The sequence below is a fragment of the Halomonas sp. EF61 genome, from assembly GCF_040147045.1.
Taxonomy (GTDB): domain Bacteria; phylum Pseudomonadota; class Gammaproteobacteria; order Pseudomonadales; family Halomonadaceae; genus Halomonas; species Halomonas litopenaei.
Genome location: NZ_JAMSHM010000003.1, coordinates 857,814 through 874,332 on the forward strand (window position 1 = coordinate 857,814; position 16,519 = coordinate 874,332).

General features: G+C 62.3%; 1 protein-coding gene. It reads right to left on the reverse strand.

Translation table 11 applies throughout. From position 1 onward, the window contains the following. Positions 1–159: 159 nt before the first annotated feature. On the reverse strand, positions 160–16,047 hold the full coding sequence (locus NFI08_RS18595) for a cadherin-like domain-containing protein (RefSeq protein ID WP_349591208.1): 15,888 nt from the start codon (positions 16,045–16,047) through the stop codon (positions 160–162). Between the last annotated feature and the right edge of the window lie 472 nt (positions 16,048–16,519).

The window sequence follows — 16,519 nt, forward strand, 5'->3', positions numbered from 1 at the left end:
CTATGTTCAGGCAACCCTCATTACCGCGCTCCCTGCTGACGCCCTCTCCACTGCATCCTCATCAGTGATCCACCAACTAGAAAAGACCGGGCCACCCAAAGGTGGCCCGGTCTTCCTTATAACGACCTTCATGACAACCCTGGTCATGACGACCCAGGTCTACTCCACGTCGAGCTGGCCGTTATTACGCAGCATCGTCAGAAAGGCTTCCGACGACTGACCGTCCATGCTGACACCGCTCAGGGTGATCTTCTGATCGGCGTTGCCATGCTGATCATCGAGCCCGCCATCGCTCTTGATGTAGAGCACGGTGTCTCCGTCTTCCTCCTGGGCAAAGACAAAGCTATCCAGCGCCGACTGGTCAGGGTCGGTGCTCGAGGAGTCAAAGTCGTTGAGCAGATCCCCCAGTGACAGCTTGTCTGCCTCCGGGTCCATGCTCAGGGCCGGGTCCTTGACGTGGAAATCGCTGACCACGTCGAGGGCCGGGTCGGTGGCACTGCCGGCGTCTCCCAGATTCCATTCGAAGGTATCGGACCCCAGTCCACCCAGCAGGAAGTCGTTACCGGCACCGCCGATCAAGATGTCATCGTTGGCACTGGCAAACAGTTGATCGTCTCCCTGCCCGCCTTCCAGACGGTCCTGACCGCCATCGGTACGGGTCGTATCGATCAGCTTGTCGTAATTGGCCTTGATGAAGTCGAGCGTCTCTTCCTGGGTCGGCTCCGCACCGTTCTGGCGGGTCAGATAGTCGACCAGACCGTCATAGCCACTACCGGCCTCACCACCGACGCCTGCGGGTTCGATCTGATCGCCGAACAGGATATCGTCCCCCGCACCCCCGACCAGATGGTCGTTTCCAACCTCCTGCGGCACATCGGAAGACGAGCCACCATCGAGTGCGGTCTCGAACTCCTCGGCGGAATTGACGATAAAATCTTCACCGGCTGGCACCAGCTCGTCATCGGTGTAGCGCTCGAGACTGCGTGAAACGCCTCCCACCGCTAATACGAAGTCGGACGAACCGGTACCGTTATCCACATCGAAAGCGAGCCTGTACGTCCCCCCTTTCAGACTATTGGCCATGATCTGGGTAGTGGTGGTGGCACCTACCGCATTCTCTAAATTGTTTGACACGACTTCCCAGGTTCCATCATCGTTCAGCTTTTCCACTCGCCAGACAAAGTGGTCCCGAACAATTCCGTTGGAACTTTCTCTGGCACTTGTCTGGTAACTAAAGGAAAGAGTAAAGAAGTCATTAGCGTTGGCCGGCTCAGACATTGTGATGCTGTCGCTGACCACCGTGGTAGCTCCATCATTGGTGCCGCTGTCAGCAATACGTAGATACGTCCTGCTGCCATTTCTCACGACGCTGACCGACCCGCTGCCACCTGTCTGGTGCCAGTTCTCCACTTGTCCCAGGCTGCCCGTGTCACCGGCATCGAAGGTTGCTGGATAATCGACCGATTGCGTCTCACCTGACGCATAGGGCAACGGCACCATTGTCAAGCCACCGTCAGCGGTATTATCAACCACCTTGAGTATCTCGCGATTGACATCGTTGCCGATACCAATGGCTTCCACTTGACTAATCTGGGCAAGTGTCTCGTACGCCTTGACAGCCTGCGAGACGTCCAGCGCAGTGGAATCGTTAGGCGAAGCGGTCACACCAGTGCCCGCAGTGGTGTTATGAAGTGTCGGGCTACCGTCACTCAGGAAGTAAGCCACATTGTTGTAGCCATTGGAGCTGGTTTCCGTCATCCAGTCGCTGGCGACGTTAAAGGCCTCTTGGTAGTTGGTGCCATCTTTCGCCACTAAAGAATCCAGAAAGTCCTTGGCATCCTGGACATTGTCCTGTGACAAGTTCAAGAACGGCTCCGACTTCGCGCCTTGGGCAAAACCGACAAGTTGTACATTAATGATGCCCTCAAATGTCGCGAGCTCATCAAGCTTGGCCTTGAGCGCCTCTACCGCCACCTCAAGCCGCGTCTTGCCGGTATCGCCAAGCTTAAACGCCATGCTGCCCGACGTATCCAGAATAAAGGACAGATTATAGTTCTGCGCCGGCTCCACCACGGTGTACTTGCCGCCGGTGTCGCCGATCAGGACGTCATTGCCACCCCCTCCCTGAACGCTGTTGTCGCTGTTGGTTCCAACCACCAGGGCATCATCGTCGGTGGCGGTAACGGTGATGGTCAGGCTGGTATCACTGGCATCGCCGTCCTCATCGGTCAGCGTATAGGTAAAGCGCTCATCGACGGTCTGCCCCTTGTCGAGCGCCGCGACCTCGGCATTGTCACTATCCAGCGCGTAGCTATAGCCGCCCTGGGCGTCGAGGGTCAGGGTGCCGTACTGCCCCTGAATCACCAGCTTGCCGTCGGCATTCAACGAAGACACCGTAGTAGAACCCTGGCTGACAGCGGTGACGCTGGCCCCGTCAGCACCGGGGGCATCGGCCTGATCACCGCTGGACGCCCCCGCACCACCGATTACGTTGCCGGAGACCGGCGCCATGTTCTCGATGATGGCGTTGGTGTCGCTCGCGGCCACCGGGGTATCGTCATCGATGACCACTGACAGGGCACCATCGGCCTGGCTGCCATCGGCGTCGACGATGGTATAGGTGGCATCGAACAGCAGATCGTTTTCGTCGTTGCCGGCCGCATGAGCCAGCGCCTGGTGCAGCGTCACCCGATAGGCTCCACTGCTCTGATCGGTCAAGGCGATGGTAACCACGTCTTCGCTGCCGCCACTGCCATCGCTCGCTGTGCCGGTCAGGGTGTGGCCATCGCTGCTCAACTGGAAGCTTACCGCTCGACCATCTACCGTCTTCAGATCGCCCGGCAGGCTCGCGACGTTCCAGGAAAAGGCCCCGCTCGCCGCAGCGCCATCGCCGCCAAAGCTGTAGTCCAGTGTACCGGTCGTGACCGTGTCCTCACCCGCCACATCGCCGCTGCCGCCAGCGTTGCCACCGGTCAGGCCATCCTCGTCGAGGGTGGCCGTCGGGTTCAGGGTGCTCGGATCGCCATCACTTTCCGGCGTGGACGGGATCGCTGCCTCCCTGTTTTCCAGCGTCAGCGTGCCGCTGGCGGCATCCCCGTCGTTGTCGGTCGCACTCAGGGCGATGTCGATGCTGCCGGCCTCAGGCAACGAGTTGTACTGGGCACCCGTCAGGTAAAAGCTGTTGGCGTCAGTGTCACCATAAAGATTGACCGCCTCGAAGGGCGCACTGCCACTGGTATTCAGGTGCACGAAGTCACCCGAGGAAATACCGCTGACCTTAATCCTGCCATCGGCCAGCTCCTGGATACTGACAGAAGCAGGCTGGCTCCCTGGAGGGCCCACCCGGACATCGTCAGCCGTCAACCGGAGAACATCGCCGGACTGTCGGTAAGGAGACCCCGAACCGCCGTCATCATCGGCATAGGCGATCGCCTCCAGAATTACGGTGGAGTACTGCTGGCTGGCCGCCCCTCCCGGATTGGCACCAAAGCTGAAGGCGTAGACCGCCTGATGGTCTCCCCAGGACAGGCCTTCACCGCTTCTAAGGCTGGCGGAATCGACGAAATCAAAGCGAATGAGTTCATTGTTGCCTGTGCTCTGGGGAGACTCGGCGTTGCTGCGAACGTACAACCGGTTGGCATAGCCCGGATTCTGAGCTTCTACAGCAACATGCCGATTCAAGCTTGTATCGAAGCCGGTGATCAATACATCGGCCTCATCATCATCCGCAGTCCTGTAGACGCGATGCGAGCCACCCAGGGCTGTCGTCTCGTTCGTCTTGAAGTCTGAACGAGTCCATCCTGTATTGATACGCTCGAAGCTGGTCACATCGTACTGTGAGCCATCGTCGGACAGGCCCACTTCAAAGGCCACTGTGTCGCCAGCGACGGCTTGCATGGTCGAGCCGTCGGCACTCAACTTCCAGAATAGCGGCTGAGTCACCAGGAAAAGCGCGTTACCGTCCTGGTCAAACACTCGCTGGCCATCGAGCGAGGCGTCGAAGCCGATATCACGAAGACCATCCGCGCCGGCCTCTTCGAGGTTGATATGGCCGCTGGAGCCCGTCACCAGGAGCCCGGTGTCTGCCACAAAATCAGACGGGGTATCATCGATGATGGCGACATCCAATTCGCCAGACGCCGTATTGCCCCGGACATCAACCACCTCAACAGCGAAGGTATCCGCGAATTCCGTATCCGTGGCCCCGCTCTGACTGTCGTTGTCGACCTTACGCTCCAGCAGATACTCGTAGCTGAGCGTACCTCCGCTCGCATCACCGCTGTATCCCGTCAAGGTCAGAGTGCCGTAAGGGGTATCCAGGGCGACGGGATCGCCGGACAAGGCTTGCAGGTCGGCAAGCGCCAGGCTTCGACCGCCGATGCTAAACGTCTCGAGTCCATCCGGCGTACCGATGTCGAAGCTGCCGGCGCGTGTCAGTTCGCTGCTATTGCGCTGACTACCATCGGCCAGGTTGGCCTCGCTGACGACCAGTTCGGAAGCGAAAGGGTCGAGTCCGGCCAACTGAACCCTGCCCGGCAGAGTAAGCTCAAGGCTGCCTTCGGCCTTGTCACCGTCACCATCCGTACCTTCTAATGGCAACGTCAGGCCTTGATCCAGCCAAGTGAAGGCAAAATCGTCACCCTGCGTGAACTGGTATTTGTCACCCAGTCCCTCAAACTCCAAGGCCTCGAAAGCCTCATCAGAGGTCAGCGTCAGCCTGGCACCGTCAGGAATTTCGCTAATCGATAGCGAACCGTCCGCGTTCTCGGCAATCGTCACTAGAGAAGTGACATCGGTGCCCGAAGCATTGAAGAAACGCACATCGCCAGCCTGGAGTGCAAGTTTCTCTTCTCTGTTCAGTTCATAGGGGTTTCCGCTGGTGCTATCCTCATCCGGCGCCAATGAAAAGGCTGAAAGCTGAAGCTTGGGTCCGCCGGTATTGGTGTCACCCCGATAAATCGTCTGTTCGAAATGCGTGGCACCACGATGATTATCCCAACTCGCCTCGCTACCCGACACTGCCAGGTTGTCGACAAAATCGAATCGGATAACTTCCCCATCACCAGTCGTCGCATTGCTGCCTTGGCCCAGGCGGCCCTGATCTACAACAATTGAGCCTGCCTCACCCTCAGCACCGGCGCCAGTCCGAAACGTCCAGTTAGATACGAGGACATCGGGGGCGCCGGCTTCGCCGTCGAAGCTGATAAAGCTGTGTCCATTCCCCTGAGGAGTGAGTTTGTTGCCATCATCAGCAACCGACAGGGAGGTGCTAACTATGGCCTTGATTCCACTATCGTGGACAGTGACCTCATAGCGAGCTCCATCTGCTGTCAGGCCAACTTCAAACGCCACGTCACCACCAGCAGACTTCGCTTCCAGCGTCTTGCCATCGCTGCTGAGTTCATAGGTGAGGCTGTCACCATTGGAAGTGACTACCCTCCCGCCATTCAGGCTTGCCACTTCCGTTCCATCAATGGAAGAAGTGAATACTACAGAGTCGGCCCCATCAGCCCCTGCGGTATCGGAAAAATTGACGTCACCCAGCATGCCGCTAGTGAGAACACCATGCTGAGCCTCGAATGCCTGAGGCGTATCGTCATCGATCACCACCGACAACTTGCCGTCAGCCTGGCTACCATCGGCATCCGTCACGGTGTAGCCGACATTGAACGACAGGTCATTTTCGTCCTTGCCTTCGGCGTGCTCAATCGCCTGGTGCAGGGTTACCTCATAACCTCCTGTGGCCTGATCGGTCAGCTTGATGGTGATGACTGGCTCGGCGCCGCTGGCGCCGGCTACGCTGCCGGCCACGGTATGTCCACCGTCGACTAGTGCGAACTCCACCTTACGTCCATCTGCTGTATAGAGGTCGGGCAGATCCTTCAGATTCCATTGGAAAGCCTTGCTGCTGGCCGCACCATCGTCGCCAAAGCGATAACCCAGATTTCCGGTGGCGACGGTGAACTGTCCGCCCACATCGCCAGTGCCGCCCTTGTTGCCACCGGACAAACCATCTTCATCGACGGTCGCCACGGGGCTCTCGGTGGTCGGATCGGTGTCGGTCGACGGTGTGGTCGGCGTGGAGTCTGCCGCCACCGTCACGGTCAGGGTCGAGGACGCGGTGTCACCGTCACCGTCGGTGAGGGTGTAGTCGATCACCGCCTGGCCTTCGAAGCCCGCCGCCGGGGTAAAGGTGACGTTGCCATCGCTGGTGAAGCTCACGCTGCCCTGGCTCGGATTGCGCAGAGTGACGGTGGTCAGGGTGGCGCCGTCGGCGCCCTGGGTGTCGCTGGTGCCGTCATCATTCTTCAGCACGTTGTAGCTGACCGCCGTGTCCTCGGCGGTGCTGGTGGTGTCGGCCACGGCACTCGGGCCATCGTCACCGATGTCGATGGTGAGATTGGCCGGGTCGGAGGTATCGCCGTCGCTGTCTACCACCCGCACACCGAAGGTCTCGGCCAGGCTATCGTCCAGACCCGTTTTGTCCTTGTCGTCCTGACGTGCGCTGCTTGTCAGGGTGTACGACCAGTTGCCGTCGGTGTTCACCGTCAGGGTGCCGTAATCGCCGGCGACCGTGGTGCCATCGGCATTGATCGGGACCCAGTCGCCGTCGCTGTTCTTTACCTCATAGCGGTCCAGGTCATCGTTGCCGGTGCTGCTCTTGAACTGGCCGCTGGTGCTCTCGCTGTTGCTGGCCGCGTCGCTACCTGGAGACTGACCTGCACCGCCATCCAGCCCTGCTTCCTGCACGCTGTAGGCGCCATCGTCAGTCGCCGGATCACCATCCGGGCCACTCGGGTCGATGGTCGGCGTGGAGTCGGCCGCCACCGTCACGGTCAGCGTCGAGGACGCGGTGTCACCGTCACCGTCGGTGAGGGTGTAGTCGATCACCGCCTGGCCTTCGAAGCCCGCCGCCGGGGTAAAGGTGACGTTGCCGTCGCTGGTGAAGGTTACACGACCGACGCCATCGCCGCCCTGCACCCTGGCCGCGGTCAGGGTCGCGCCATCGGCGCCCTGGGTGTCGCTGGTGCCGTCGTCATTCTTCAGAACGTTGTAGCTGACCGCCGTGTCCTCGGCGGTGCTGGTGGTGTCGGCCACCGCACTCGGGCCATCGTCACCGATGGCGATGCTCAGGGTGCCATCAGCGGAGGTATCGCCATCGCTGTCCACTACCCGCACACCGAAGGTCTCGGGCACGCTATCGTCCAGACCCGTTTTGTCCTTGTCGTCCTGACTCGCGCTGCTTGTCAGGGTGTACGACCAGCTGCCGTCGGTGTTCACCGTCAGGGTGCCGTAATCACCGGTGACCGTGGTGCCGTTGGCGTTGATCTCGACCCAGTCGCCATCGCTGTTCTGCACCTCATAGCGGGCCAGGTCATCGTTGCCGGTGCTGCTCTGGAACTGGCCGCTGGTGCTCTCGCTGTTGCTGGCGGCGTTACTGCCGGCAGGCTGATTCGTTCCGCCGTCCAGCCCCGCTTCCTGCACGCTGTAGGCGCCATCGGCGGTCGCCGGATCGCCGTCCGGGCCGCTCGGGTCGATGGTCGGCGTGGAGTCGGCCGCCACCGTCACGGTCAGGGTCGAGGACGCGGTATCACCGTCACCGTCGGTGAGGGTGTAGTCGATCACCGCCTGGCCTTCGAAGCCCGCCGCCGGGGTAAAGGTGACGCTGCCGTCGCTGGTGAAGCTCACGCTGCCCTGGCTCGGATTGCGCAGAGTGGCGGTGGTCAGGGAGGCGCCGTCGGCACCCTGGGTGTCGCTGGTGCCGTCATCATTCTTCAGCACGTTGTAGCTGACCGCCGTGTCCTCGGCGGTGCTGGTGGTGTCGGCCACCGCACTCGGGCCATCGTCACCGATGTCGATGGTGAGATTGGCCGGGTCGGAGGTATCGCCGTCGCTGTCTACCACCCGCACACCGAAGGTCTCGGGCACGCTATCGTCCAGACCCGTTTTGTCCTTGTCGTCCTGACGTGCGCTGCTTGTCAGGGTGTACGACCAGCTGCCGTCGGTGTTCACCGTCAGGGTGCCGTAATCACCGGTGACCGTGGTGCCGTTGGCGTTGATCTCGACCCAGTCGCCATCGCTGTTCTGCACCTCATAGCGGGCCAGGTCATCGTTGCCGGTGCTGCTCTGGAACTGGCCGCTGGTGCTCTCGCTGTTGCTGGCGGCGTTACTGCCGGCAGGCTGATTCGTTCCGCCGTCCAGCCCCGCTTCCTGCACGCTGTAGGCGCCATCGGCGGTCGCCGGATCGCCGTCCGGGCCGCTCGGGTCGATGGTCGGCGTGGAGTCGGCCGCCACCGTCACGGTCAGGGTCGAGGACGCGGTATCACCGTCGCCATCGGTGAGGGTGTAGTCGATCACCGCCTGGCCTTCGAAGCCCGCCGCCGGGGTAAAGGTGACGTTGCCGTCGCTGGTGAAGGTTACACGACCGACGCTATCGCCGCCCTGCACGCTGGCCGCAGTCAGGGTCGCGCCATCGGCGCCCTGGGTGTCGCTGGTGCCGTCATCATTATTCAGCACGTTGTAGCTGACCGCCGTGTCCTCGGCGGTGCTGGTAGTGTCGGCCACGGCACTCGGGCCATCGTCACCGATGGCGATAGTGAGATTGGCCGGGGCGGAGGTATCACCGTCGCTGTCTACCACCCGCACACCGAAGGTCTCGGGCACGCTATCGTCCAGGCCGGTCTGATTGGTGCCGCTGTGGGTGACGTTGTCGGTCAAGGTGTACGACCAGCTACCGTCGGTGTTCACCGTCAGGGTGCCGTAGTCGCCGGTGACCGTGGTGCCATTGGCGTTGATCTCGACCCAGTCGCCGTCGCTGTTCTGCACCTCGTAGCGCGACAGGTCATCGTTGCCGGTGCTGCTCTTGAACTGGCCGCTGGTGGTTTCGCTGTTGCTGGCGGCGTTACTGCCGGCAGGCTGATTCGTTCCGCCGTCCAGCCCCGCTTCCTGCACGCTGTAGGCGCCATCGTCAGTCGCCGGATCACCGTCCGGGCCGCTCGGGTCGATGGTCGGTGTGGAGTCCGCCGCCACCGTCACGGTCAGCGTCGAGGACGCGGTGTCACCGTCGCCATCGGTAAGGGTGTAGTCGATCACCGCCTTGCCTTCGAAGCCATCCGCCGGGGTAAAGGTGATCTCGCCATTGGGCGCGAAGCTCACCGAACCCACACTGGCCCCGCCCTGCACGCGGGCGGCGGTCAGGGTCGCGCCATCGGCACCCTGGGTGTCGCTGGTGTCATCACTGTTGTTGAGCACGTTGTAGCTGACCGCCGTGTCCTCGGCGGTGCTGGTGGTGTCGGCCACCGCACTCGGGCCATCGTCACCGATGTCGATGGTGAGATTGGCCGGGTCGGAGGTATCGCCGTCGCTGTCTACCACCCGCACACCGAAGGTCTCGGGCACGCTATCGTCCAGACCCGTTTTGTCCTTGTCGTCCTGACGTGCGCTGCTTGTCAGGGTGTACGACCAGCTGCCGTCGGTGTTCACCGTCAGGGTGCCGTAATCACCGGCGACCGTGGTGCCATCGGCATTGATCGGGACCCAGTCGCCGTCGCTGTTCTGCACCTCATAGCGGGCCAGGTCATCGTTGCCGGTGCTGCTCTGGAACTGGCCGCTGGTGCTCTCGCTGTTGCTGGCGGCGTTACTGCCGGCAGGCTGATTCGTTCCGCCGTCCAGCCCTGCTTCCTGCACGCTGTAGGCGCCATCGGCGGTCGCCGGATCACCGTCCGGGCCGCTCGGGTCGATGGTCGGCGTGGAGTCGGCCGCCACCGTCACGGTCAGGGTCGAGGACGCAGTATCACCGTCGCCGTCGGTGAAGGTGTAGTCGATCACCGCCTGGCCTTCAAAGCCCGCCGCCGGGGTAAAGGTGACGTTGCCGTCGCTGGTGAAGCTCACGCTGCCCTGGCTCGGATTGCGCAGAGTGGCGGTGGTCAGGGAGGCGCCGTCGGCACCCTGGGTGTCGCTGGTGCCGTCATCATTATTCAGCACGTTGTAGCTGACCGCCGTGTCCTCGGCGGTGCTGGTAGTGTCGGCCACCGCACTCGGGCCATCGTCACCGATGGCGATAGTGAGATTGGCCGGGGCGGAGGTATCACCGTCGCTGTCTACCACCCGCACACCGAAGGTCTCGGGCACGCTATCGTCCAGACCCGTTTTGTCCTTGTCGTCCTGACGTGCGCTGCTTGTCAGGGTGTACGACCAGCTGCCGTCGGTGTTCACCGTCAGGGTGCCGTAATCACCGGTGACCGTGGTGCCGTTGGCGTTGATCTCGACCCAGTCGCCATCGCTGTTCTGCACCTCATAGCGGGCCAGGTCATCGTTGCCGGTGCTGCTCTGGAACTGGCCGCTGGTGCTCTCGCTGTTGCTGGCGGCGTTACTGCCGGCAGGCTGATTCGTTCCGCCGTCCAGCCCCGCTTCCTGCACGCTGTAGGCGCCATCGGCGGTCGCCGGATCGCCGTCCGGGCCGCTCGGGTCGATGGTCGGCGTGGAGTCGGCCGCCACCGTCACGGTCAGGGTCGAGGACGCGGTATCACCGTCGCCATCGGTGAGGGTGTAGTCGATCACCGCCTGGCCTTCGAAGCCCGCCGCCGGGGTAAAGGTGACGTTGCCGTCGCTGGTGAAGGTTACACGACCGACGCTATCGCCGCCCTGCACGCTGGCCGCAGTCAGGGTCGCGCCATCGGCACCCTGGGTGTCGCTGGTGTCATCACTGTTGTTGAGCACGTTGTAGCTGACCGCCGTGTCCTCGGCGGTGCTGGTGGTGTCGGCCACCGCACTCGGGCCATCGTCACCGATGTCGATGGTGAGATTAGCCGGGTCGGAGGTATCGCCGTCGCTGTCTACCACCCGCACACCGAAGGTCTCGGCCAGGCTATCGTCCAGGCCGGTCTGATTGGTGCCGCTGTGGGTGACGTTGTCGGTCAAGGTGTACGACCAGCTACCGTCGGTGTTCACCGTCAGGCTGCCGTAATCACCGGCGACCGTGGTGCCATCGGCGTTGATCTCGACCCAGTCGCCGTCGCTGTTCTGCACCTCATAGCGGGCCAGGTCATCGTTGCCGGTGCTGCTCTTGAACTGGCCGTTGGTGGTCTCGCTGTTGCTGGCCGCGTCGCTACCTGGAGACTGACCTGCACCGCCATCCAGCCCTGCTTCCTGCACGCTGTAGGCGCCATCGGCGGTCGCCGGATCACCATCCGGGCCACTCGGGTCGATGGTCGGCGTGGAGTCGGCCGCCACCGTCACGGTCAGGGTCGAGGACGCGGTATCACCGTCGCCGTCGGTGAGGGTGTAGTCGATCACCGCCTGGCCTTCAAAGCCCGCCGCCGGGGTAAAGGTGACGTTGCCGTCGCTGGTGAAGCTCACGCTGCCCTGGCTCGGATTGCGCAGAGTGCCGGTGGTCAGGGTGGCGCCATCGGCGCCCTGGGTGTCGCTGGTGCCGTCATCATTATTCAGCACGTTGTAGCTGACCGCCGTGTCCTCGGCGGTGCTGGTGGTGTCGGCCACCGCACTCGGGCCATCGTCACCGATGGCGATAGTGAGATTGGCCGGGTCGGAGGTATCACCGTCGCTGTCCACCCCCCGCACACCGAAGGTCTCGGGCACGCTATCGTCCAGCCCCGTTTTGCCCTTGTCGTCCTGACTCGCGCTGCTTGTCAGGGTGTACGACCAGTTGCCGTCGGTGTTCACCGTCAGGGTGCCGTAATCGCCGGTGACCGTGGTGCCATTGGCGTTGATCTCGACCCAGTCGCCGTCGCTGTTCTGCACCTCGTAGCGGGCCAGGTCATCGTTGCCGGTGCTGCTCTTGAACTGGCCGTCGGTGGTTTCGCTGTTGCTGGCCGCGTTACTGCCCGGAGACTGACCTGCACCGCCATCCAGCCCTGCTTCCTGCACGCTGTAGGCGCCATCGTCAGTCGCCGGATCACCATCCGGGCCACTCGGGTCGATGGTCGGCGTGGAGTCGGCCGCCACCGTCACGGTCAGCGTCGAGGACGCGGTGTCACCGTCACCGTCGGTGAGGGTGTAGTCGATCACCGCCTGGCCTTCGAAGCCCGCCGCCGGGGTAAAGGTGACGTTGCCGTCGCTGGTGAAGGTTACACGACCGACGCTATCGCCGCCCTGCACGCGGGCGGCGGTCAGGGTCGCGCCATCGGCACCCTGGGTGTCGCTGGTGTCATCACTGTTGTTGAGCACGTTGTAGCTGACCGCCGTGTCCTCGGCGGTGCTGGTGGTGTCGGCCACCGCACTCGGGCCATCGTCACCGATGGCGATAGTGAGATTGGCCGGGGCGGAGGTATCACCGTCGCTGTCTACCACCCGCACACCGAAGGTCTCGGGCACGCTATCGTCCAGGCCGGTCTGATTGGTGCCGCTGTGGGTGACGTTGTCGGTCAAGGTGTACGACCAGCTACCGTCGGTGTTCACCGTCAGGGTGCCGTAGTCGCCGGTGACCGTGGTGCCATTGGCGTTGATCTCGACCCAGTCGCCGTCGCTGTTCTGCACCTCGTAGCGCGACAGGTCATCGTTGCCGGTGCTGCTCTTGAACTGGCCGCTGGTGGTTTCGCTGTTGCTGGCGGCGTTACTGCCGGCAGGCTGATTCGTTCCGCCGTCCAGCCCCGCTTCCTGCACGCTGTAGGCGCCATCGTCAGTCGCCGGATCACCGTCCGGGCCGCTCGGGTCGATGGTCGGTGTGGAGTCCGCCGCCACCGTCACGGTCAGCGTCGAGGACGCGGTGTCACCGTCGCCATCGGTAAGGGTGTAGTCGATCACCGCCTTGCCTTCGAAGCCATCCGCCGGGGTAAAGGTGATCTCGCCATTGGGCGCGAAGCTCACCGAACCCACACTGGCCCCGCCCTGCACGCTGGCCGCAGTCAGGGTCGCGCCATCGGCACCCTGGGTGTCGCTGGTGTCATCACTGTTGTTGAGCACGTTGTAGCTGACCGCCGTGTCCTCGGCGGTGCTGGTGGTGTCGGCCACCGCACTCGGGCCATCGTCACCGATGTCGATGGTGAGATTAGCCGGGTCGGAGGTATCGCCGTCGCTGTCCACTACCCGCACACCGAAGGTCTCGGGCACGCTATCGTCCAGACCCGTTTTGTCCTTGTCGTCCTGACGTGCGCTGCTTGTCAGGGTGTACGACCAGTTGCCGTCGGTGTTCACCGTCAGGCTACCGTAGTCACCGGCGACCGTGGTGCCATCGGCGTTGATCGGGACCCAGTCGCCATCGCTGTTCTGCACCTCGTAGCGCGCCAGGTCATCGTTGCCGGTGCTGCTCTGGAACTGGCCGCTGGTGGTCTCGCTGTTGCTGGCCGCGTCGCTACCTGGAGACTGACCTGCACCGCCATCCAGCCCTGCTTCCTGCACGCTGTAGGCGCCATCGTCAGTTGCCGGATCGCCGTCCGGGCCGCTCGGGTCGATGGTCGGCGTGGAGTCGGCCGCCACCGTCACGGTCAGGGTCGAGGACGCGGTGTCACCGTCGCCATCGGTGAGGGTGTAGTCGATCACCGCCTGGCCTTCGAAGCCATCCGCCGGGGTAAAGGTGATCTCGCCATTGGGCGCGAAGCTCACCGAACCCACACTGGCCCCGCCCTGCACGCTGGCGGCGGTCAGGGTGGCGCCGTCGGCACCCTGGGTGTCACTGGTGCCGTCATCATTCTTCAACACGTTGTAGCTGACCGCCGTGTCCTCGGCGGTGCTGGTGGTGTCCGCCACGGCCTCGGGCTCGGGCTCGGTATCGAGGATGTTGATGTCCAGACTGTCGGAACGGCTTTCACCGGCAGTGTCTGTGACCACTACCTCGAAGCGATCGACAACACTGCCATCGCCGGCGCTGTGATCCGCGCCTTGCGAGTTCTCGGTATAGCGATAATCAACAGCACCGTTGTCAAAGCCGACGATCTCAAGCTTGCCCTGGTCGGTGACGATCACCACGGGGTTGTCGGCGGTAGCCTTTGTAATATCCGACCCGGCGATGGTCGCAGTGCCGATTCCTGCACTGGCTGTCAGCAGCATCGCGCCAGAGACCGTCTCACCACTGCCCTCCACTACGCTGTTGTCGCCGGCCGTGACGTCACCATCGCTGTCCTGAATCACCACATTGGGATCGCCATCCGTGCTGCCGTCAATCAGCACGGTCAAGGTCGCAGTGCTGATATCACCATCGGCGTCCTTGACGGTGTAGTTGAAGGTCTCTAACAGATGCTCGCCATCATCAAGGGCCTGCACCGCCGCATTCACCGTATTGACGGAGTAGCTCCAGGTGCCATCACCGTGATCGGTGAACGTGCCATATTTTGCTGAAATGTCGTCGAAACCTTCGAAACTCAGTCCATCGGCCCTGGCGAGGTCATTATCCAGCAGGTCACCGGAAACCGGCGCACTGCTGTCTTCACCGACCCGGGCAGCGTCATCTTCAGCCAACGGCACGGTATCGAGGATGTTGATGTCCAGGCTGTCGCTGGCCACATCACCCTCGTTGTCTGTGACTTGCAGCACAAAGCTGTCCAGCACTGGATCACTGCCGCGGTGATCGGCGGCCTCACCATCCTCGGTGTAGGTGTAGGTGATCTGGCCACTGGCCCCATCAAAGTCGGTTACCGTCACGCTGCCATGGGCACCCTCGAGGGTCACATGGGTCGTGTCATCCCCCGCCCTGGCCCCGGTGATATCCTCACCGCCCAGGCTAACGTCGGTGATACCGGCCTCCGCCGCCACGGTCATGGTGCCTGTGACCGTGGCCTTGCTACCTTCCACCACGCTATGCTCGCCGGCGCCAGCCTCACTCGGATCAGTTCCGTCGCTTGGGCCGTTACCATCGGGGATGGTCACCGTCGGCGGGGCATCATCGTCGCCCTTGATGGTGATCGTCAGGGTCGCGGTATCGCTGTCACCATCGCCGTCGGTGATGGTATAGCTGAACGTCTCGGACAGCGTGTCACCGTCCTTGAGCGCCTGCACCGGGGCGCTGTCGGAGTCAACACTGTAGCTCCAGGTACCATCACCGTTATCGATCAGACTGCCGTAGCGACCCTGAGTCGTTAAAAAGTTGACTGTTGCCAGGCCATCTTCGCCAGGATCGTCGTTACCAAGAACACTGCCGGTCAGCGGCACGCTGCTGTCTTCACCGATGAGCGCGTCATCGTCAAGAGCCGTCGGCACAGAATCGACAATGGCAACGTCGAGGCTGTCACCGGCTTGCGCCCCCCGGTTGTCGGTCACCACCACCTCGAAGCGGTCGAATACGCTGTCGTCTCCGGCAGAGTGGTCGGCTGGCTGGCCGTCTTCGGTATAGACGTAGTCGATCGTCCCGGTATCAGGATCGAAGCCGGTGATCGCAAGGGTACCGTGCTGTCCATCGATCAGGACCGGCGAGGCGGCCGAAGCGCCCGACACATCGACGCCCGAGACAGCAACACGCGCCACACCGGCAGGAGCCGTCACTGTCACGCTGCCGGTGACAGATTGACCACTTCCTTCAACGACGCTGTTGTCTCCGGCCGAAACGGAGCCCTCACCCTCTTCGACAGGCGGAATATCGGGCCCACCTTCCGCCAGGGAGGCTTCTTCGTCGTCGGCGACGGGAGTCCCACCGCCCTCTACCGGCTCCAGCGACTCCACTGCTCCCGCCCCACCAAAGGAGTAGCTCTGGGGATCAACAGACTCAGAGATGCGCAACAGGCGCACGAAATCGAAGCCCTCTTCCGCGCCACCGCCACTTTCCCCCACGCCAGGCGCCTCTATCGCCTCAAGCAGATCGGGCACCTCCGACTCAAGCAGCCGCAACAGCTCCGCTACTTGCTCCTGGTCCAGAACCTCGACCGAGGAAGCATCGCCCTGCCCCATCTCCTCGGGCAACGAAACCTGCTGCGCATCGACCAGAGTGACAGCGGGCCTGCCGTCCGCAAACTGCAGCGTCACGAGGGCGCCGTCCGCCGTGATGACGATATCGCCGACCTCCAGACGATCCCCTTCTTCCAGAGCGATGACGTCGCCATTCGGCCGTTTGACCCAGGCGTTTCCTTGCAATGAGCTGACAATAGCGATGGTAGCAGGCACGGGGACCTCGAGTTTTTCGTAACGGAGCGTAAGACAATGGCTAGTAAACTGGTACGAAGAATACTACTAACGTTACACGTAGTTACACACTGTACCAATGGCCAATAGTCGCTACGATCAAGTAATGCACCTTCCGAGATACTGCTTTCCTCCTAGTCACCATAGAAAGTCATGCTTTCGGCTGCCACTTTTGTACGCTTTCTCGTCTATTTCGTGCTGATTTCGGAACAACCTGGTGCGAAATTGGCCCTTGCACAGGAGCGCTGGCGGCGAGAACACGCAGACTGGGGACGCCTAGGCGCTGTCCGAAAAGTCGACGAGCGAAGGTTAGACAAGGCAAAAATCGGTGAGAAAGCGCAGTTTACGGGGTGTAAATGAGCATTTTGATCCGATTTTTAACGCCGTATTACCGAGCGCAGGCACTTTTCAGACAAGCCCTAGAGCTGACAGCGCGAGGCGCCTGGGAGAAACA